This is a genomic window from Lentzea sp. (assembly GCF_035525475.1).
Classification (GTDB): Bacteria; Actinomycetota; Actinomycetes; order Mycobacteriales; family Pseudonocardiaceae; genus Lentzea.
Map to the genome: position 1 here is coordinate 22,290 of NZ_DATLEC010000136.1, position 19,876 is coordinate 42,165.

Here is a 19,876-nt window from a genome sequence, read left to right on the forward strand (position 1 = left end):
TGATCACGCCAGCACCACCGCCACGACGACGGACGACTCCGGCAGCACCGCGAGGACCGTCGCGAGGTCGTTGCGGCCCTTCTCGACGACCGCGATCACCGCCGTGCCCTCCGCGGGCTCGGACGCCTTGTCCGGCAACGTCCGCGCGAGTTGCTCGGCCCGGTCGGCCAGCTTCGGGGTGACCGCCAGCACGCGCACCGGTCGTGCGGCTGCCATGCACAACGCCGTGAGCCGTTCGGTGAGCGCCGGGTCGTCGTCCCGCGCGATGACCACGGGGTGGTCGATGCCCGCCTTGGTGAGAGCCGACCGGGCCGTGTTCCCCCGTCGCAGCACGCCGACGGCCACGCCCGCGATCACCGAGGCGACCAGCGCGAGGCCGGTGGCGAGCCGCCAGTCCGGGCTCACCGTCGCCGTCTCGGGCCGTGGGTCGACCAGCCGGAACCGGGCGGCGGGCGCGAGCAGGTCGGCGTCGATCACGGCCTTCGCCACCGCCGACACGGCGTTCGCGGCGTGCTCGGCCGAGTCGGCGCGCACGGAGATCCGGGCGACACCGGACGCCGGCACCAGCTCGACGGCGATGGCGTCGGCGAGGCGCTCCGGTGACGTGCCCGCTTCCCTCGCCGCCGCGTCCAGCACGGACGGGCTGCGGACCAGCTGCACGACCGCGGGCGCCGCGAGCGAGGTGACCTCGCCGAACTGGGCGCTGTCCGGTGTGGACGGTGTGGCCAGCAGGGCGAGCCTGCCCTCGCTCACGCCGTCGCGCGCGGCGACGGCCAGCAGCACGAGCGCGCCGACCGCGACGGCGGCCAGCACTCCCTCCAACACAGCTCTGGGAGTCTTCATCGTCCCTCCAGGACGGTACGGAGCAGTTCGTCGTAGGACTTCATCAACGTGTGCGCGTCGGCCCTGGCGTCACGCGACGCGGCGACCGACCGCGCGGTGGGGGAGTAGAGCAACCCGCGCAGCGCCTTGGCGGTCTGCCCGGGGCTCCTGCGCGGCACCAGCACCCCGCCGCCGCCGGCCAGCACCTCCCGCACACCGTCCACATCGGACGCGATGACGGGCCGTCCCGCCGCCAGCGACTCGAGCAGCGCGATCGGCATGCCCTCCCAGTCGCTGGTGAGGACCGTGACGTCCGCCGCCTCGAGCAGGTCCCGCACGTCGGTGCGCGTGCCCAGGAACCGGACCCCGCGCAGCCCTCGTGCCTTGGCTTCGAGATCGGCGCGCAGGCTTCCGTCCCCTGCCAGCCACAGCTCGGCGTCGCCGGTGACCAGCGACCACGCGTCCAGCAGCACGTCGTGGCGCTTCTGCCGTTCCATGCGGGCAGGGCACAGCGCGACCGGCACGTGGGGCGGGGTGCCGATGGCTCGTCGCACGGTCGCGCGGTCCGCGCCGGCGGGTTCGGGGAAGACCGCGTTGGGGATGACCACCGCGGAGCCGAGCCCGGCGTCGTGCAGTCGTTCCGCGGCGGCGTCGGCGACGGTGACCACCGCGTCCGACACCCGCTTGAGGACCTTCACGGCACCGGCGACGTCGGCCTCGGCCACGCCGTGGAACACCGTCACCAGCGGGCGTCGTGGCGCCGCGATCCTGGCGGTCAGGCTCGCGGAGACGTTGTGCGCCAGCACGACGTCGGGCCGGAACCGGGAGACGGCCCGGCGGGTGGCCCAGGCCGCACGGGCGATCCCGAGCAACGACCTGCGGGCAACCGGCACGTCGAACACGGGAATCCCTCTGTTCCGCAGTGCGTCGGCGCGGAAACCGCCGCCGCTCGCCACCGCGGACTCCCAGCCGACGTCACCGCCCGCGCCCGCCATGCCGGCCACGAGCGCCTCGGCGCCACCCGCGCCCATCTCGCTGATCACGTGGAGGACGCGCATCGACTCTCCTTCAGGGCTCGCCGCTCGATCGCGACCGCGAGGGCGACGAGCGACCACAGGGGCAGGTAGTACTGCTCGGACAGGAAGAGCGAGGCGACCAGGACGGCGATCAGCGCGGCCTGCAGCGCCACCGCCTCGCGCCGGTTCGTCCGCACGGCTCGTTCCGCGGCCACGAAACCGAGCGCCACCAGCGCGATCAGCACCGCGAAGCCGGGCAGTCCGAGCTCCGCGGCCACCTCGATGAACAGGTTGTGCGCCACCGGGGTCTGCTCGTCGATCTCCGCGTTGCGCGACGCCGCCGCGTACTCCTGGCGGAACCCGCCCGGTCCGACGCCGAGCAGCGGGTCGTCGGAGAGCATCCGCGCGGCGGCCTGCCAGCGCAGCATCCTGGTGTCGGCGTTGGTGCCCGCGATGTGGCTCTTCTCCTGGAAAGCCCGCGACAGCTCTGCCTGGGCGGCCTGCGCGAACACGAGCGCCGCCAGCCCGGTGACCGCGGCGGTGACGACCACCGCGCGAACCGGCAGACCGCGCCGCGCCACCAGCCAGGCGAGCGCGCACGCGAGCGCGATCCCACCGCCGCGGGAGAAGGTCGCCGCGGCACCGGCCACCAGCACCGCGCCGAGCAGCAGCGACACGATCCGCGACCGGCCCTTCGCCGGCAGCGCGACCAGCAACGGCAGCGCGGCCACGAGGAAGAACGACAGGTCGTTGGGGTCCTCCAGCGGACCGGTCGCCCGCAGTCCGCCGCTGATGAGGCTGACCAGCCCGCCGGACGCGGCGACGACCGCACCCGCGACCGTCGCGGCGAGCAGCGCCTTGACCGGAACCTCGCGCGCGGCCACGTCGGCGAGCACCACCGTGATGACGAGGAACGGCACCCAGCGGACCAGGTACTCGAGCGTGAACGGTTCGGCGACGTGCACGGCCGAGGTGGCGAGGAGGACCACCGCCAGCAATGCGACGAGCAGGTGCACCGGGTGCGGTGCGGGCAGCCTGCGGTGCCTGACGAGCGAGACGACCCAGACGCCGACGAACGCGGCGGGCACGACCTTGGCCAGCTGTCCGTTCACCTCCAGCAGGTAGCCCTCCAGCGGGGCCAGCGCGACCGTGCCGCAGGCGAGGACGCGCAGCAGCGCCGTCATCCACATGCGACCGGATCCCGTTCGCGCAGGCCGGTTCCGACGACGCGGGCGACGTGCTCGCCGGTGCCCACGACGTCGAAGTGGCGGCGCAGCAAGGACAACACCCACTCCAGCAGCGCGACCTTCTCGCGGCCCGGCACCGCCATGCCGGGGAAGAACTCCATGCCGGGCGCCTCGGTGGCGGTGAGCACGTCGGTCGGGTGCAGCAGCAGCGACGGGGAGACGTCGGTGGCGCGGCACAACCTCAACGCGGTGCGGAAGTACCCGCGTGCGAGCCGCGGCGAGATCTGGTGCAGCTGCAACAGGTACGCGCCGTGGATCGGCACCCTCAGCAGCGGCATCGTGGTGACCGGCAGCTCGACGAGACCGTTGTCGCGCCAGCGGTAGGCCTTGTTGGGCGCCTTGACCTTGCCGAAACCGCCGAAGAGGTCGCCGGCGTTGGTCGACGAGCCGGCGGTGCGGTTGTGGTAGACGCGGGCGAGCGGCCCGATCCACGTGGGCAGGACGCTGGCGTCGTAGGTGTACCCGCGTCCCTTGAGCACGTCGAGCAGCTGCGGCGTGACGCTGTAACCGGGGCCGCGGAACCCGACGGGCCGCGGTGCGCCGGCGGCGGTGATCGCCTGCTCGGCGCGCGCCACCTCGTCCTCGAGCTCGTCGGCGGAGTACCTGTGCAGCCACGGCTCGTGCCAGAACGAGTGGTTGGCGACCTCGTGCCCGGCCGCCGTGATGGCCGCGACGGCCCCGGCGCCGTCGTCGCGTTCGGCGTCCGCGCCCACGACGAAGACCGTCGTGGTCAAACCCTGTTCGCCGAAGACGTCCAGCAGCCTCGGCACCGCGGACGGAAGGAAGCTCGGCCTGCGCTCCCACGCCGGGTCGCCGTGGGTCTTGAGGTACGCCCAGAGGTTGTCGAGGTCCAGCGACACGCTGGCGACCGGGTTCACCGTTCACCTCCGGCGTCGACGAGCTCGCGCGCGGGCCGCGCGGCGGAGCCGAGCACCAGCACGCCGGACACCACCAGCAGCACGCCCAGGACGACCCACCACTCGCGGCCCGGCGTGATCCGGTCGCCCATCAGCGCGAGGCCCGCGACCGAGCTGATCACCACCGTCGTGGCGTCCATCGACGCCACCGCGGACGTGGCCGACCCGCGCTGCAGCGCCGTCGCCAGACAGGCCTGCCCGGCGAACGCGGCGAGCACCATCACCCAGGTCAGCGGGTGCAGGAGCAGGTCGGTCACCGGCTTCCCGGCCACGTTCCTGGCGGCCACGGCGACCACCGCGAAGGCGAGACCGGCCAGCACGGGCGTCGCGCCCTTCAGCACGCGTGCCAGCGGGAGCACCACCAGTGTCAGCGCTCCGAGCACGGTCACCGCCGGCACCAGCGGGAGCTCCTCCGCGATCGACGGCGCCGCCGCACCCGTGAGCAGCAGCAGGCCGCACGCCATCACCACGAGCACCGCGATCTCGACGCGCCGGATCCGCCAGCCGAGCAGCGGCACGCCGATCACGGTCGCCAGCCCGACCGCGGTGGAGGACCCCGCCTGCACCAGGTAGAGCGGCAGTTCCGCGCGCGCCAGGAAGGCGAACGCGAACCCGCCCAGCTGACCGCTGAACCCCAGCAGGTACAGGCGGTCCGAGGCCAGGCGGGCGAGCAGCCCCACGCCGGTGCCGGGACGGTCGTCGGCCCTGCGCGCGGCGACGGTCTGCGCGACTATCCCCAGCCCGTACAGCACGGTGGACACGGCAAGCGCCAGATGACCGGACACGCGGAACTCTCCGTTGGTTTCGGCGAAACACGCTTCGGCGCGCGCCTCAGATGAGCGCGCACACTACGACACGCCTCTGCCGCAACACTTTCGAGCGATATCCCAGGCAACGCTTTCGAGTGAACGTGAGCGGTGAACGCCGGGAAACGTCAAGATCGATGAAGTACCTTGCCGCCGTGCGGGAAACGAACACCGTGACGATCGTCTGCGGAACCAGGCCCGAGCTGATCAAACTCGCGCCGCTCGTCGACCACTTCGGCAGCGCGTGCACCATGATCTACACCGGCCAGCACTACGACCGCTCGATGTACTCGCTCATCCGCCGTGATGTGCCGGAACCGGGCGGTTTCCACGAGCTGCGCCTGGGCGGCCTGCGCAGGGGCGACCAGCTGGGCCGCGCCGTCGCGGCCGTCGACGAGGTGCTGGCGGTGGAACGCCCGGCGGCCTTGGTCGTGCAGGGCGACACGACGTCGGCGCTCGCGGGAGCGCTGGCGGCCAACGCCTGCGACGTCCCGCTGGTGCACGTCGAGGCGGGCCTGCGCAGCTACGACCGCGCGATGCCGGAGGAGCACAACCGCGTGGTGATCGACCACCTCGCGGACCTGTGCTGCGCGCCGACGTCGTTGAACCGCCACAACCTCCTCGCCGAGGGGGTGGCGGACAGCCGCGTCGTCGTCACCGGCAACACCGTCGTCGAGGCGCTGGCGCAGGCGTTCCCGAGCGCCGGCGAGGAGGACGCGGTGCTGTCCGGCCTGGGCCTGACGCGCGACCGCTACGTGCTGGCGACGATCCACCGCCCGGAGAACGTGGACGACGCGGGCAACCTCGAGACCATCCTGCGCGAGCTCGCCGCGCTGCCGCTGCCCGTCGTCCTGCCCCTGCACCCGAGGACCGCGGCGCGGGTGAGCGCGTTCGGGCTGGAGGGGGTGCTGCGGGGCCTGCGGGTGGTCGAGCCGCAGCCGTACCGCACCTTCCTGGCGCTGGCGCACGGATCCGCCGTCGTCGTGTCGGACTCCGGTGGCATCCAGGAGGAGGTGAGCGTGCTCAAGCGCCCCGTCGTGGTCGTGCGCCGCAGCACCGAACGGCCGGAGATCGAGGGCACGTTCGGCACCCTCGTCCCTCCAGGCCCGTTGGTGGGCAACGCGGTCCGGTCGTGGCTCGACGACGTCGCGGCTCATCGCCTGGCGTTGCGGGAGATCGCTTCGCCTTACGGCACCGGCTCGCCGTCCTCGCGGATCGCCCTCGCCGTGCGGCAGATGGTCGGCCAGCCCGTCGCGGTGTGATGAGGGTGGTGTGGCCGCGCCCCCCTACGCCGCGGCCACACCGGGATCAGAGCCGCACCAGGTTCGTGCGGTGGTCCGGTCCGATCCCCTCGGTGGGACTCTGCTCCGGCATCGACGAGCGCAGTGTCCGCCCGCTCGTGAGAACCGACTGCCATGTGTCCCACACGGCGATGAGCGCTGCCGACAGCACCACGGCGACGGCCACGGCGAGCACGCCGCTGTCGTTCAGCAGCACGATCGCGGCGACGATGGCCCACAGTTCGACAGCGGTGAAGATGACGGCGTACACCACCCGTTCCGTGTGCTTGCGCCGTGCACGCTGCATCTGCTTGCGGGAATGGGTTTCCGGCAGGACCTGGCGCTTCATGACGGCTCCTGGGTGAGTGTTCTTCGTCTGTGCCCCAAGGAAACGCCTGTCGCGCCGGAACGTGTGCGTCAGATGCCACACAGCGCGCGCAATTCATCCTCGCGAAGAATCTCGATGCTCGTGCGGCTGGTGGCGATGATCCCCGCGTCCCTGAGCGTTTTCAACGCCCGCGCCAGCGTTTCCCTCGAAATTCCCGCGATGCCCGCGAGCTCGCGCTGGCTGAGCGGCACGGTGGCGATCATGTCGTCGGCCCCGCGGTGGGCCAGGTCGAGCAACACCGCGCCCACCCGGAACAGCGACGGCCCCGTCCGCAGGTCCTGCTGCTCACCCGTGGCCCTCTGCCGCGACACCACGACCCGCAGCATCGCCCAGGCGATCCCGGGGTGCGTCTCGCACAACCGCTTCAGTACGAGGGCGTGGATCACCATGCCGCTCACGGGATCCACCGCCGTGAGGGTCGCCGAGCGGCGCCGGCCGTCGATCGCCGAGAGCTCCCCGATGATCTCGCCGGGGCCCCTGACCGCGACCACGGTCTCCTCACCGGTGAGGGCGAACCGGCTGACCTTGACCCGGCCGTGCGACACCAGCAGCACGTTGCGCGAGTTGTCCCCCTGGTGGCAGATCACGGACCCGGACTGGAACAGCACGCGCGTCGCCGCGGCTTCCAACGCCGTGCGATCGCGTTCGTGGAGCATCCCCCAGAAGGACTGGTCGGCCCGCATGCTTCCATGATTCACGCACCTGGACCCCGGTCGATGCCCCGATCGATCTAAATCTCACGCCGTCCACCACTCCTGGCCTGGAATTCTCCGGCGGGAGCGGCGTTCGGCCGCACGGGGGAGCGGCGTCCGACCCCGTCCGAGACCGTCCGACCCTCCTTCCGCTCACCGCCGTGCCGGGCGAGCGTGGAGGGCGTTCTGTTGGTCGACTGGGAGGAGCGGACCCGTGAGGCGATTCGCGAAGCTGGCCGGTGAGCGGCTTGTCGGACTCGTGCTGCCGAAGATCGATGCCGGTGCCTGCGTGCCGGAGCACGGGCAGTGTTGCAAGAAGGGCTACCGCTTCAACTGCAACGGCATCTGCTCTTCGGTGAGCAGCACCTGCAAGTGACGCAAGGGGGTGCCGGCGGGCGCGTTCCGCCGGCACCCCGCATCCGTCGCGGGAGGCCGAAGTGCTCGATCTGTTCGCTCGTGTGCTGCTCGTAGTCGTTTTCGTCGCGGCGTTCGTCGGCAAAGTGCGCACCCGTCAGGGGTTCGCGGAGTTCCGCGACTCGATTGCCGCGATCGTGCCGCGACTGCCCTCGGAACTCGTGGCCATCGTGATCCTGGTGGGCGAGGCGGTTGCTGTCGTGCTGCTCGCCGTTCCCGGAACGCGGCTCGGCTACGCGGCCGTGACGGCGTTGCTCGCGGTGTTCTGCGGCGGGATCGTCCTGGCGATGTACGGCAAGGAACCGGTGCGCTGCAAGTGCTTCGGTGCCGGTGGAGATGTGCTGGGACCCAAACACCTCGCGCGCAACGGGGCGTTGATCGGTGTCGCCGCCCTGGGGGCCTTCGTGCCGACACCTGGTTCATGGGAGGAACCGTTGACCCTGCTCACGATCGCCGTCGTGCTGCTCGCCGTCGTGGTGGCGCTGCACGTGTTGTTCACGTACGGGCTGGTGGCCAGGGTGCGGGAGTTGCAGGAACGCGAAAGCCCGGCGCGCGACACGAACCTGCCGAAGCCCGGCATGGTGGTCGAACCGTTCGCGGTCACCGACACCGACGGTCGCGCGTTCACCGAGGCCGATCTCGACGGTCCGGTGCAGGTCGGCTTCTTCTCGGTCGGCTGCGGGCCGTGCCGGACGCTGACGGATGCGTTGCTGGGCAACCCACCCGCCGCCCGCTTCGTCTCCATTGTGGACGGCGATCCGAGCGCTCCCGATGCCACGCAACGACTGGTGGAGAAGGTGAGCGGGCTCGGACGAGTGGTGGTGATCGGCACCGATGACCCGGTGTTGTCGGCGTTCGAAGTCATGGCGTTCCCGACCTTGGTCCACACGCACGGCGGTGTCGTCACGGCGTCCGGCATCAGGCTCGACGACTTCGCCGGTGTCCCGGCGCCGGTGGCATGATCCGCAACGCCGCGGCGGCGCTGGCGTTGCCGTTCAGAGCCGCGCCGCTGATCACCGGCGCGACCCTGGCGCTCACGGTGCTCGCCGGCGCGGCGCCGGCGGCCGGTGCATGGATGACGATGCTGCTGGTCGACGAGCTCACGTCGCACACGGCGAGCGTCGGCCGGGCGGCGTTCCTGGCGATCGCCTCGGCGGTGACCGGGGGCATCGCCATCGCGTTGCTCTACCTCTGCGGGTACCTCGGTGAGGTCGTGCGGCACCGGGTCGCGCTCACGGTCGAGAGCAGGCTGTTCCGGCGGGTGGCCACGCTGCCGGGGCTCAGGAGGATCGAGGACCCCGCCTTCCACGACCGGCTGCGGCTGGCGGAAGAGGCGGCCCAGGAGGCGCCTGGCACCGTCTCGCAGTTCGCGCAGGAACTGGTCCGCTCGATGGTCCTGCTGACGAGCTTCACCGGCGCGTTGCTGCTGGTGTGGCCACCGATGACGCTGCTGCTGCTCGCGTCGGTGATCACGGCGGTCTTCGCGAGGCTGGCGACGGCGCGGCGCGAGGCGGCGACGGAGGAGGCGTGGGTGGCGACCGATCGGCGGCGGTTGTTCTACCGGGCGTTGCTCACCGACGTGCGGGCGGCCAAGGAGATCCGGCTGTTCGGGCTCGGGGAGCTGTTGCACGCCAGGATGGTCGGCTCGCTCAGGACGGTGTCCGGGGCACGGCTCGAGGCGCAGCGCAGGGGTACGGGAGTGCAGAGCGCCCTGGCGTTGCTCGGGGCAGCGGTGGCCGGTGCCGGCACGGTGGTCGTGGCGCTGAACGTCGTGCGGGGGCAGTCGTCGGTCGGTGACCTCGTGCTGTTCCTCGGCGCTGTCGCGGGCGTGCAGACCGGGTTGTCCGGTGTTGTGCTGCAACTGGGGGAAGCAGGTCGGGCGGTGCGGCTGTTCGGGCACTACCTCGACGTCATCGGCACCGAGGACGACCTCTCCCGCGGTGCGGGAACACCCCGACCGGGCGCGATCGAGCTGCGGGACGTCTGGTTCCGGTACGAGGAAGACGGGCCGTGGGTGCTGCGCGGGGTGAACCTGACGATCCCGGCGGGCAGGGCCGTGGGACTGGTCGGGGTGAACGGCGCGGGCAAGAGCACGCTGGTGAAGCTGTTGTGCCGCTTCTACGACCCGCAACGGGGAACGATCACGTGGGACGGCGTGGACCTGCGCGAGCTGGACGTCACCGCGCTGCGAGAACGGATCGGCGTGGTGTTCCAGGAGTTCATGACCTACGACCTGACCGCGGCGGAGAACATCGGCATCGGCCAGGTGGACCGGCTCGAAGACCGGGCGCGGATCGCCGGGGCGGCGAGAACAGCCCGCATCGCCGACACCGTCGAGGCCCTGCCGAACGGGTACGACACGGTGCTGTCCAGAACCCACGCGGACGAGGAACGACCGGGCGTCACGCTGTCCGGCGGCCAGTGGCAACGAGTGGCGCTGGCACGCTGCCTGATGCGCACCGAGGCCGAGCTGATGATCCTCGACGAACCGACGTCCGGCCTCGACGCCGAGGGCGAGCACCGGGTGCACGAGACGGTGAGGCAACACGCCGAGGGCAAGACCAGACTGCTGATCTCCCACCGGATGGCCGCGCTGCGCAAGGCGGACCTCATCGTCACCCTGGCCGGCGGGCGGATCGCCGAGCAGGGTGACCACGACGAGCTGATGGACGCCGACGGTGAGTACGCCCGCCTGTTCCGGTTGCAGGCGGGCGGCTACCAGGACGTGAGGGTGAGCTGATGTGGGTCAGGGTCACCGTGCGGGGCAACAGCATGTCCCCGACCCTGCGCGACGGCCAGGAACTGCTGGCGCGCAGGCTCTTCCGCCGTCCACGACGTCATGAGGTGATCGTGTTCCGGGTCCAGGACCCCGAGCTCCCTCACCGGGTCAAGAGGGTGGCCGCCGTGGCGGGCGACCCGATACCGGAGTGGCTCGCGCCGGCCATGCCGGACGTGCGACGCGTGCCGGACGGCTTCGTCGCGGTGGTGGGGGACAACCCGCGTTCACAGGATTCCCGTCAGCTGGGTCTGATCCACTGCGGTGACGTCGTCGGCACAGTGCGCGGCACCTGACCGCCTGCACGCCGCGACCCACCGCAGCCGCCAGCGAGCGGTGTCCCCGCCGCAGGCCCTCGCGATGGCCAGAACCGTGTCGAGCCGCGGAAACCGGCGCCCGGTCAACGCGTCGTGCACCGTGCTGCGGGCACACCCGCTGCGGCGCGCCAGTTCCCGGTAGGACAAGCCGACCAGCAGACGCAGCTCGTCCAGGTCGATGCCGAGCTGCTTCCTGCCCCCTGTGGTCATCGAGACTCCCGTTGTCGTCGGTCCTCCGTTGCTCTCTCCGCGATCAGCCCACCCGCATGGATACCCGTGATGGCGCCGCCGCGCCACAAGATGATCATGGTCACCGTTGACAGGAATCGACCATCTGGGACTCAGCAGGCCTGCCGGAAGGCTTCGTGGAGCCGGGCGGAGAGGTCGCCGGCGGCTTCGCGCGCCTGGTGGAGCAGGGAGGGGATCGGCACCTCGCTCTCGGAGAGCACCCTGATGTGGGCGGCCGTGCAGAAGCCGGTGGACCGGCCGATCTCGGCGAGCCCCGCGGCGGGCTCGAGCCCGGCGGCCAGGGCGACCGAGGCCGCCGACGGGAGGCCGGGCATCTCGGCGAGCCGCAGCAGCGAGCGTTCGAGCTGCTCGGTCAGGGCGTCGCGGTCGAGCACCGGCCCGCGGGCGTTGTAGGGCAGGAGCGGCAGCCACACCGACCGCTGGCCGCTGAGGTGGACCGCGAGCCCGCTGTGCCCGTCAGGGCTCGGCACGGAACGCACCCACGCGGCCCTGTCGCCGACGTCGGTGGCGACTCTTTCCGTGCCGGTGAACAGCCCGCACGCCCTGCCGTGGTCGGAGAGGTGGCCGAGCAGCTGTCCCAGCCGGTGCGCCTCCAACCGTCCGTAGTCGTCCAGCGGCACGAGGTGGACTTCCAGCGCGCAGCGTTCGGCCGCCGACCTGCTGTCGGTGAGGTCGGTCCGCCACGTGACGTCGACGGGCCGGCTCACCCGGCGTGCCGGTGTCCTGGGTGCCGCAGGCGCCGAGGCGAGCAGTTCGGCGGCGACCGCGAGGGTGAAGGCGGCGGCGTGGCGAGCCGCGACCGCCTGCCACCCGTCGCCGTCGGTCTCGTACTTCCGCCCGTCGGCCTTGTCGCTGATGCCGCGCACCGCCAGGAACGGCGCCCGGTTCAGCTGGGCGGCCTTCGCCGTGCCCGCGCTCTCCAGTTCGATGGCGGCGGCGTCCTCGAAGTGCTGCCGCAGGTGGTGGGCCAGGGGTGACTCACGCGCGTCGAGCACTACTTCCCCCGCCGCGATCGGCCGGAATCGCACCGCCGGGGCGGTGGGAAGCCGCCGATGCCACGTGCCGTCGCGGCTGACGAGGCGTGCGATCTGTTCGAGCTCGTGGTCGGCGTCCCACGCTTGCGGCCGGGCGCCGAAGCCCGCGAGCTGCTCGAAGCCCCCGTGGTAGCCGTAGATCTTCGTGGCGACGACGACGCTGCCCAGTTCCAGGTCGTCGTGCAACGCCCCCGCGATCCCGGTGAACAGCACGGCGCGCGGCCGGAACTCCGTGATCGCCCGCTCGGCCAGCACCGCGGCGGAGCCGTTCCCCGCTCCCACCGCGGCCAGCGCCACTCGTCCGCCGCGGATCCGGCCGATGGTGAACCGCGTGCCGGCGGCGTGGCGATGCCCCGCGGGTTCCTCGATGAGGTCCCGGACCGCGGCGTGTTCACTCTCCAGGGCCGTCAGCACGACAACGGTATCGGTCACCCTGATCCTGTTCTGGCGGTGCGCTTCTGCCGGAAAGCTACCTTCTGGTGCCCGCTCTTCCTTGGCCTGTCAGGTTTTTGTCAAGGAACAGGGATCAGGCAGAGCTGCCGGAAGATCGTCGTGAGAGCTTCGTGCTCGCGGCGCGTGTAGCCGAGGAACTGGATCCGGCGCAGCCTCGTGCCCGGATGGTCGACGACGTGGTCGAGGGCCGCCGAGACCATCGCCTCGGCGGTGCCGGTGACATCGGCACCGGCACCGCCGGTGCCCAGCAGGGGGAACAGCACGCTGTACCACGGCAGGCCCTCGAGCTCCTCCACCGCGGCGAGAACGTTGCGCACGCACCCGCCGACGTCACCCACCTGCCGGTAGCCCACGCCGGGCTCGCCGTGCACCGCGGCCACGTGGACCACGTGCCGGACGTTGTTCGTGCGAGCGAGTTCGCCGCTGGTCGTGGTGAACACGCTGCCGGGCGCGACCGGCCGCCGCACCGCCTGGGCTTCGAGCTCGGCCGAGACGGGGTCGTCGACCATGCGCCCGCCCTGGTCGCGTTCGGCTCCCCAGAACCGGATGATGCCCGACACGCTGAAGTCGGTCGGCCGCGCCATGACCATGTCCGTGTTCTCGCTGTTGACCCAGACGTCCGCGGTGGTGCACCTCAGGATGTCTCCCGGCACGATCACGAACTCCGGGCCGTCGGCGAGCCGGAACGACTGGGACGCGCCGGACGCCCGCGTGTCGTCGGCCATGTGCGGCAGCAGGTTGCGCAGCTCCTGCACGAGATGAGCCATGTCGTGCTCGATGGTGTAGTGCCTCAGCCTGAGGTGCTGGCACCGCGCCAACGCCTTGATGCCGTCCGGGAGTTCGCTCTCGTCCGGCACCTCCGCGTTCTCGACGAGAACCGGGATCACCCTCATTCCACGGGAGAACGCATCGCTTATCTCCCGCTGCACCCAGTCCGTCTCCGGTGCGCCGAGCAGGCTCCGCCAGCTCGAGCCGATGACGGCTATCAGGATCTCGCACCGGCTCAGGGTGTCGAAGACCCGGTCGGCGAAGTCGTCGCCGAGGCGGATCGAGCGGGAGGCGAGGAAGACCTGGCTGGAGCCCAGGTGCCCGGCCAGCGCCTGGTGGACCAGCGTCGCGTATCCGGGCTGGTCCTGGACGCGGTAGTTGACGAACACCGAGGCCATGCCTCCAGGGTACGGCGACCGGGGAGATGATCGTCCACTTCGGACTGACGGCCTTCGCGCCGTGGATCACCCTGCCCGGTTCGGTATCGTGGACGCGGGGGTGGCATGCGCGACGTGACCATCAGACGGGCCCGGCCCGACGACCTCCCGTCGCTGACCCGGCGGCTGGGGCAGGAGCCGTACTTCGCCGAACGCCTGGATCGGCAGGCGAACGGGCGAGGCGTGCTCCTCACCGCGTGGCACGCCGAGGTGCTGGTCGGCGTCGTCTACCTCTGGCTGGAGGAGGCGGAGGAGCCGGAGATCCTCGAGCACCTGCCGGAGACGCCGCTCATCACCCACCTGGAGGTCCACCCGGAGCACCGGGGTGCGAAGGTCGGCACCAGGCTCATAGCCGCGGCGGAGCGGATCCTGGTGGGCGAGGGGCACACCAGGGTGGCGCTGGCGGTCGAGGTGACCAACGCCGCCGCCGCGAAGCTCTACGCGAAGCTGGGTTTTCGGGACTGGTCGCACGGGCGGGTCAAGTGCTACTCACCCGGCGACGTCAACGGGCACCGGCGTGTGGAGATCTGCGAAGTGATGGTCAAGCCGCTGGACGGCTGGGCAGGTACGTGCTCTGGAACGTCCAGCCCAGATGAGCGATGACCTTGCCCAGCTCGTCCTTGCCGTAGCTGTGCCTCCTGCCCGGCTGGAGGTGCGCGACGTGGTCCTGCCAGGTCTTCCGGTCGGCGCGCCACGCCTGCACGTAGGCCTCGCACCACTCGGGCCGGATGTACCGGGAACGTCCCAGCGCCGCCGTCAGCGAGCTGACCTTCCTGGCCCTCCGTTCGGAGTTCCGTTCCGTCTGCCGCACCATGTCGACGGTCTCGCGGATGAAGTCCTGCCGCATCGACAGGTACCGGCTCCAGAAGCCGGCGTTCGCGTCCCCCAGCGGCCGGTCCTCGTCCAGGAGCCAGTAGAGCCCCTCCGCGAGAACGTCGCCGAGCTCCTCCATGCGGGCTCGCTCGTCGTCGGCGAACGGGTCGTACGGTTTCTGGACCGCGACGCCCGTGACCGCGGTCGGCCGCAGCTTCTCGCCGTTGAGCAGGAAGAACCAGTCCTCGTTGTAGATGTTCGGGAAGAACGAGGACGTCTCCCTGGTGTGCACGGCCAGGGCGCCGCCGCCGATGAACTGGTCCTGCGCTCCGCCTGCCTCGCGGTAGGCGTGGCAGACCACGGAGTTGTCGGGATGGCCGTGGATGTTCAGGCCCGCTCCGGCGTAGCGGTCGGTGAGTGCGGCCGCCCTGCGGAGGTCGCCCGGATCGGGGATCTCGATGTCGTCGTCGAGGAAGACGATCCGGTCCCAGCCCGCGACCCGCGCGACCAGGAGCCCGAGATTGCGTTTGCGGCTGATGTCGTTCCGCCGCTCGAACCTGGTGTTCTCCAGTTGCGCACAGGTGCGGAAGTGCGGCAGCGCCGCCGGCGGAAGGGCGTCCACGTCGATCGCGAGCACTTCCACGTTCGCTGCCGACGCACGCGTGGCCACGGCGGCGGCAGACGTGAACTTCTTGCTGCACAACGCGACCAGGACGCAGTTCAGGCTCGCCGCGAGGCTGATCGCGTGCTTCATCGCCCGTGGTGGGCGGATGGTGGGGACGATGATCGCGTCGACGTGCGCCTCGGGCGAGGTTTTCAGCGCTGTGTGCAGCAGCCCGCGGTGTGAGCCGTGGTGGTGCTCGGAGTGGTGGGCGGCTATCGGCAAGTGGTCACTCGGCCCAATCGTGGAGGAAGTACTCGGGGACGGTCCAGTCCGGGGTCACGACCTCTCCTGACACCACCATCACCCGGCTCAGGATGCTGAACGTCTGCTGCTCAGCGAGCCGGCTTTGGGCGTAGGCGTTGTTGCGATCGCGGAACCGGGGGTCGGTCAGCGCCCGGACGGCGCCGAGAACCCCTCGGGAGTAGATGCCGTTGCACATCGTGACCGTGCGCTTCCGGTTGAACGGGTTGGGCGACCGGTGGAAGTGCGCGACGTCCTGTTCGAGCACCTGGCGGCCGTCGACCCCGCGCAGTCTCGGGTAGAAGGTCTCGACGACCTCGCCGTTCTCGACCACCTCGAACCCGCCCGAGTCCGCGTCGTCAGGCCGTTCCTGCTGCCGTATCGGCAGATCGATGCGTTCGAGCATGTCGGCCGTGACGTGGTTCCAGTCGACTCCGCCGAGGAGGACCAGGTGGCTGGTGTACATGTCCGCCGGGAGACGGCCGGAGCCGGTCAGCACGGACACCCGGTTGACGGGGTTCATGGCGCGGATGTGCCCGTGCAGCTCGAGCAGCGAGTCGAGGTCGGAGAACCGGTACAGGGCCGCGTAGTCGGGATCGTCCGGGTTCGTGGCCAGGCGCTCGGGCAGCAGCCGCTTCGGCAGTTCGGAGCAGACGATGGTGATGTCCTCGCCGACCGGGAAACGCCACAGGTTGTCCGTGAACGGCGCCGCGCTCTCGGCAGGAGCGTCTCCCTGCGCCCTGTCCCGCAGCTCCATGAGCTCGGTGAGCAGCGAATCCCTGACCGCCTGCTCGCCCTCGGTCAGCTCGGACACCAGCTGGAACGGTCGTCCGTCGACGGACCGGCTGGTGGCGAAGAAGGCGGCGTAGGCCTCCAGGCGGTGCGGAGGAGGCAGCACCGGGTCGCTCGGCCGTTCCCAGGAGGAGATCAACGGGACGCTGACGTCGAACGCCTGGCTCAGCTGCTCCTGGGTGATGCGCTTGCCGGGCCAGTGCCGCACGCGCAGTGCGCGCAGCCGCCGCGCCAGCTGCAGTGCGGGTTCCTCGGCGGAGGTCACGCCATCACGTCCTTCAGCTGAACTTCAGTGCAAGGATCAGGCAATACTCGTACATCGCACGCGCCAACGCCAGGGTTACAGGTGAGCTTCAGTCACCCGTTGGAGTGTAGATGCCTACTGGCTTGGCTATTGCTCGGACTTCAGTTGAGCCTTTACTCTGAACTATAACAATTTGAAAAGATCAACTGAAGTTAACTGAAGTTCACTCGCTCGTTCGGGTGACAACCGCCAGTGCCTCGAAAGCTGGACGAGGGTCAGGAGGCGGGGAGCCATGAGTGCCCTGTCGATACAACCGTGTCAGCGGATCATCGTTGCTGTGGGTATGGCGGCGACGGCGGCTCGTGGCAACCACGTGATGGGTCAGCTTCGCGATGCCATGGTCAGGCTGGTCGATCGGGCGCTGCTGGACACCGAGGTGATCCCGGAGCTCCGCGACCGGTACGTCGACCGGGGCGGCTGCCTGATGGTGCTGATCCGCCCGACGGACCGGATCCCCAAGACCTGGCTGCTGACCAAGTTCGTGCCGCGGCTGAGGGAGCTGCTCGAGACGCACAACTCCGTGCAGCTCTACCCGTTGCGGCTCAAGCTCGTGATCCACCCCGGTGACGTGACGTTCGACGAGCTGGGCTGGTTCGGCGAGGACATCGACATCGCCACCGGTCTGCTGACCGCCCCCGCGCTCGAGGGGCGGATCGAGCACCTCGTGCTCGTCGTGTCGGACCAGATCCACCGCTCGGTGATCCGGCAGGGGTACGACGGGATCGACGAGCAGGCGTTCGTGCCCCTCCCGCGGGTCGAGGTGGCCGGCGAGGAGTGCAGGGGCTGGGTGCAGGTGCCGGACGCGTCCTGACGTTCCCGCACCGTCCACAACGGACTGTCAGGCCGCGCCCTCCGAGCGGCGGCGGGTCAGGACCAGCGGGCCGTCCTCGGTGATCGCCACGGTGTGCTCGGAGTGCGCGGTGCGCGAGCCGTCGGCCGAGCGCAGGGTCCAGCCGTCGTCGTCGAAGATGATTTTGTCGGTGGTGGCGGCGAGCCACGGTTCGATGGCGATGGTCAGGCCCGGCTTGAGCCTCATGCCGTGCTTGCGGCGGCCGTTGTTCGGGACGTGCGGCGCCTCGTGCATGGTGCGGCCGAGGCCGTGGCCGCCGAACTCCAGGTTGCAGCGGTAGCCGTAGTCGGCCGCCACCTCGCCGATCGACGCGGAGATGTCGCCCAGCTTGCCGCCCGGCTGCGCGGCCTTGATGGCGGCTTCCAGGGCCACCTCGGTGGCCTCGATGATGCGCCGGTCCTCGTCGCGCGGGGTGCCCACGATGACCGACACCGCCGAGTCGGCCACCCAGCCGTCGATGCTCACGGCGATGTCCATGCTCAGCAGGTCGCCGTCCTGCAGGACGTAGCTCTTCGGGAGGCCGTGCAGGACGGCGTCGTTGACGGAGAGGCAGATGACGTTGCGGAACGGGCCCCTGCCGAACGACGGGGAGTAGTCCCAGTAGCAGGACTCGGCGCCGCGCTCGGTGATCATGTGGCGGGCGTGGTGCTCCAGATCGAGCAGGTTCACGCCGACCGCGGCCTTGGCGGAGAGCTCGTCGAGCACCTCCGCGATGAACTGGCCGGTGACGTGCATGCTCGCGATCTCCGCGGGCGACTTGAGCTCGATCAACGTGTTCCTCCATCAGGGATGCCGGTATAAGAATAACGGGATCGCGGAGACGGCTGAACAACACCACCCAGGAGGGGGACGCGCGTTGCGCCGGCCAGGTCGCGCCACGACAGTGCGTGGTCATGAAGCAGGTGCTGCAGCACAGGATCGACTCGACCTTCGCCCACTACGACGTCAACCGCGACGGCGTCATCGAGCTCGCGGACGTCTACGCGCTGGCCAACCGGCTGCTGCAGGCGTTCGGGGAGCCGGCGTCGTCGGAACGGGGCCGCGAGCTCGTCGAGGCGTACGACCGGTTCTGGGAGATGCTCGCCGAGCACTGCGACACCGACCGCGACGGGCGGATCGGGCCGGCGGAGTACCGCGAGGCGATGATCGAGGCGTTCGTCGAGGGCGGGCCGATCAACGTGGACCTGCTCGAGATCGTGCAGTCCCTGCTGGACATCGTGGACACGAACGGTGACGGGCGGGTCGACGCGGACGAGTTCCAGGTGCTGTTGAAGGCGCGCGGGCTGAGCGAGGAGGACTGCGGGACGGCGTTCACGCACCTCGACGTCGATGGCGACGGGGCGATCAGCGTCGACGAGTACGTCATGGCCGTGCGGGACTACTACACGAACCCGGCCGAGGACACTCCCGGCAGCTGGCTGTACCCGAGGTCGTTGACGGGCGTGTCCCGGTAGGGCACCAGGACTGGAAGTACGTGCGCGAGAGCTCTGGCCGGGGAGGCCAGAGCCCTGTCGCACAGCCGAACGATCACCGGGTGCAGCGGTAGCTCGAGGCCACCTCCGGATCACCGTGGACGTAGCGGGACACCTGCGGATACGGGCAGAGGTCGCGGGTCGCGTCGGCCGTGGCCGCGGTGAGGGTGGCCGGCGCCTTGCCGCGTTCGACCCAGTCGACGAGCTGGCCCAGGGCGTTCGTGGGCTGGGGACCGTTGCCGCCGGAGCAGTGGTCGACGCCGGGCGCGGTGAACAGGCGGTAGAAGCCGTCGACGTGGCCCATCTTCTTCTCGACCCGGTCGCGGTAGGCCAGCGTGCCGCCGGGCGGGATCAGCTGGTCGCTGGTGCCGACGAACGTGATGAGCTTCCCGCCGGACTCGCGGAACCGCGACAGGTCGGGGTCCGAGGTGCCGATGACGTCGTCGAACTCGCGGACCGACTGGCGGAACAGGTCGCGGAACTGCCGGTAGGTGAGCTTCGAGGTGTCGAAGTCCGGCTGCTTCAGCAGGAAGCTCCGCACCCACAGCGCGGCGACGGGAAAACCGGGGCCGGTCGCGCCGGGGAGCGTGCCCGCGAGCCAGACCGGGTCGGCGCCCTTCGGCAGGCCTGGCCAGAGCTGCCTGCCGCGGTCGTCGGTGGGGCCGTCCCAGATCTTGCGCATGACGTCGGCGTCCTCGCGCGAGACGGTGACCTCGGTGCCCTCGCACAGGATCTTCGTGCCGACGAGCCGGCGCGGGTCGTAGCCGCAGCGGTCCGGGCGGTCGACGATGCCGTCGGTGACGCCGTCGTTCGCGTCGCACGCCTCGATCGCGGCCTTGCGGAACGCGTCCAGCACGCAGTTGCCGACGACGTGACCGTCTTGGTACTGCACGGTTTGCGGCCACAGGGTCGCGACGGCGAACCGCGTCCGGTTGACGGCGGGCGCGTTGGCGAGAACGCCGTCGAAGTCGTCGGGGAAGTTCTGCGCCTCGGAGTAGCCCTGGCGGCCGCCGAGCCGTTGTTGAAGAGCTAGCCACGATCCGGGAAGGGCGACTTCCTGCGAGTACCGCGTTCCTCGACAAGCACGACTCGTACTTCGTCGACTGAGCGGTGGGGCACCCGGCC

22 protein-coding genes are annotated in these 19,876 nt (G+C 70.7%); 8 read left to right on the top strand and 14 right to left on the bottom strand.

Features of this window, described 5'->3' with window-relative positions:
* Positions 1-3: 3 nt before the first annotated feature.
* From VM306_RS22745 to VM306_RS22765, 5 genes are read right to left on the bottom strand one after another with little or no spacing between them, the layout of a single operon-like run.
* The gene (locus VM306_RS22745; protein WP_325518335.1) at positions 4-843 is read right to left on the bottom strand and encodes a hypothetical protein; all 840 of its coding nucleotides are present in this window, start codon (positions 841-843) and stop codon (positions 4-6) included.
* Complete coding sequence (locus VM306_RS22750) at positions 840-1,880, bottom strand: glycosyltransferase (RefSeq protein WP_325518337.1); 1,041 nt, start codon at positions 1,878-1,880, stop codon at positions 840-842. Before VM306_RS22750 ends, VM306_RS22745 begins: the two co-directional genes overlap by 4 nt.
* The gene (locus VM306_RS22755) at positions 1,862-3,028 is read right to left on the bottom strand and encodes an O-antigen ligase family protein (protein ID WP_325518339.1); all 1,167 of its coding nucleotides are present in this window, start codon (positions 3,026-3,028) and stop codon (positions 1,862-1,864) included. Before VM306_RS22755 ends, VM306_RS22750 begins: the two co-directional genes overlap by 19 nt.
* Positions 3,019-3,963: a polysaccharide deacetylase family protein gene (locus VM306_RS22760; RefSeq protein WP_325518341.1), complete on the bottom strand. Its 945-nt coding sequence runs from the start codon at positions 3,961-3,963 to the stop codon at positions 3,019-3,021. The genes VM306_RS22755 and VM306_RS22760 overlap by 10 nt, the downstream gene beginning before the upstream one ends.
* Positions 3,960-4,787: a hypothetical protein gene (locus tag VM306_RS22765; protein ID WP_325518343.1), complete on the bottom strand. Its 828-nt coding sequence runs from the start codon at positions 4,785-4,787 to the stop codon at positions 3,960-3,962. The genes VM306_RS22760 and VM306_RS22765 overlap by 4 nt, the downstream gene beginning before the upstream one ends.
* Before the next feature lie 176 nt (positions 4,788-4,963).
* Here VM306_RS22765 and wecB point away from each other — a divergent pair, with 176 nt between their 5' ends.
* Entirely contained in the window at positions 4,964-6,070 is a 1,107-nt protein-coding gene (wecB, locus tag VM306_RS22770) for a non-hydrolyzing UDP-N-acetylglucosamine 2-epimerase (protein ID WP_325518345.1), read from the top strand.
* A gap of 46 nt (positions 6,071-6,116) precedes the next feature.
* Here the strand turns inward: wecB and VM306_RS22775 are convergent, their stop codons facing one another.
* A complete protein-coding gene (locus VM306_RS22775) occupies positions 6,117-6,437 on the bottom strand; it encodes a hypothetical protein (RefSeq protein WP_325518347.1) in 321 nt (106 codons plus the stop codon).
* Between the two features lie 68 nt (positions 6,438-6,505).
* A complete protein-coding gene (locus VM306_RS22780) occupies positions 6,506-7,159 on the bottom strand; it encodes a Crp/Fnr family transcriptional regulator (RefSeq protein ID WP_325518349.1) in 654 nt (217 codons plus the stop codon).
* Positions 7,160-7,382: 223 nt separating this feature from the next.
* Here VM306_RS22780 and VM306_RS22785 point away from each other — a divergent pair, with 223 nt between their 5' ends.
* The 4 genes from VM306_RS22785 to VM306_RS22800 all read left to right on the top strand — a co-directional run bounded on the left by VM306_RS22785 (position 7,383) and on the right by VM306_RS22800 (position 10,654).
* Positions 7,383-7,544 (top strand): hypothetical protein, encoded by a 162-nt coding sequence (locus tag VM306_RS22785; protein ID WP_325518351.1) that lies wholly within the window; start codon positions 7,383-7,385, stop codon positions 7,542-7,544.
* 61 nt (positions 7,545-7,605) lie between these two features.
* Positions 7,606-8,544, top strand: coding sequence for a TlpA family protein disulfide reductase (locus VM306_RS22790; RefSeq protein WP_325518354.1), 939 nt, complete (start codon positions 7,606-7,608; stop codon positions 8,542-8,544).
* Positions 8,541-10,322 carry an ABC transporter ATP-binding protein gene (locus tag VM306_RS22795; RefSeq protein ID WP_325518356.1) on the top strand — a complete coding sequence of 594 codons (1,782 nt, stop codon included), beginning with the start codon at positions 8,541-8,543 and terminating at the stop codon, positions 10,320-10,322. The genes VM306_RS22790 and VM306_RS22795 overlap by 4 nt, the downstream gene beginning before the upstream one ends.
* A complete protein-coding gene (locus VM306_RS22800; protein WP_325518358.1) occupies positions 10,322-10,654 on the top strand; it encodes a S26 family signal peptidase in 333 nt (110 codons plus the stop codon). The genes VM306_RS22795 and VM306_RS22800 overlap by 1 nt, the downstream gene beginning before the upstream one ends.
* Here VM306_RS22800 and VM306_RS22805 read toward each other — a convergent pair.
* From VM306_RS22805 to VM306_RS22815, 3 genes are all read right to left on the bottom strand, one after another.
* Complete coding sequence (locus VM306_RS22805; RefSeq protein WP_325518360.1) at positions 10,586-10,885, bottom strand: helix-turn-helix transcriptional regulator; 300 nt, start codon at positions 10,883-10,885, stop codon at positions 10,586-10,588. The two genes, VM306_RS22800 and VM306_RS22805, sit on opposite strands and share 69 nt — an antisense overlap.
* Positions 10,886-11,016: 131 nt before the next feature.
* Positions 11,017-12,390: a 5'-methylthioadenosine/S-adenosylhomocysteine nucleosidase gene (locus VM306_RS22810; protein ID WP_325518362.1), complete on the bottom strand. Its 1,374-nt coding sequence runs from the start codon at positions 12,388-12,390 to the stop codon at positions 11,017-11,019.
* Between the two features lie 80 nt (positions 12,391-12,470).
* Positions 12,471-13,577 carry a TIR domain-containing protein gene (locus VM306_RS22815; protein WP_325518364.1) on the bottom strand — a complete coding sequence of 369 codons (1,107 nt, stop codon included), beginning with the start codon at positions 13,575-13,577 and terminating at the stop codon, positions 12,471-12,473.
* 105 nt (positions 13,578-13,682) lie between these two features.
* Between VM306_RS22815 and VM306_RS22820 the strand changes: the two genes are divergently transcribed.
* Positions 13,683-14,219 (top strand): GNAT family N-acetyltransferase, encoded by a 537-nt coding sequence (locus tag VM306_RS22820; protein ID WP_414672436.1) that lies wholly within the window; start codon positions 13,683-13,685, stop codon positions 14,217-14,219.
* Here the strand turns inward: VM306_RS22820 and VM306_RS22825 are convergent.
* A complete protein-coding gene (locus tag VM306_RS22825) occupies positions 14,158-15,315 on the bottom strand; it encodes a hypothetical protein (protein ID WP_325518368.1) in 1,158 nt (385 codons plus the stop codon). The genes VM306_RS22820 and VM306_RS22825 overlap by 62 nt on opposite strands.
* Positions 15,316-15,319: 4 nt before the next feature.
* Complete coding sequence (locus tag VM306_RS22830; RefSeq protein ID WP_325518370.1) at positions 15,320-16,390, bottom strand: helix-turn-helix transcriptional regulator; 1,071 nt, start codon at positions 16,388-16,390, stop codon at positions 15,320-15,322.
* A 376-nt stretch (positions 16,391-16,766) separates the two neighbouring features.
* Between VM306_RS22830 and VM306_RS22835 the strand changes: the two genes are divergently transcribed.
* Positions 16,767-17,240: a hypothetical protein gene (locus VM306_RS22835; RefSeq protein WP_325518372.1), complete on the top strand. Its 474-nt coding sequence runs from the start codon at positions 16,767-16,769 to the stop codon at positions 17,238-17,240.
* 27 nt (positions 17,241-17,267) lie between these two features.
* Here VM306_RS22835 and map read toward each other — a convergent pair whose 3' ends face one another.
* The gene (gene map / locus VM306_RS22840) at positions 17,268-18,050 is read right to left on the bottom strand and encodes a type I methionyl aminopeptidase (RefSeq protein WP_325518374.1); all 783 of its coding nucleotides are present in this window, start codon (positions 18,048-18,050) and stop codon (positions 17,268-17,270) included.
* Between the two features lie 122 nt (positions 18,051-18,172).
* On the opposite strand from map, the gene VM306_RS22845 reads away from it, so the two are divergent.
* Entirely contained in the window at positions 18,173-18,733 is a 561-nt protein-coding gene (locus VM306_RS22845) for an EF-hand domain-containing protein (protein WP_325518376.1), read from the top strand.
* Positions 18,734-18,806: 73 nt separating this feature from the next.
* Here VM306_RS22845 and VM306_RS22850 read toward each other — a convergent pair.
* The coding region (locus VM306_RS22850; RefSeq protein ID WP_325518378.1) for a tannase/feruloyl esterase family alpha/beta hydrolase at positions 18,807-19,876 on the bottom strand (1,070 nt) is incomplete at its 5' end.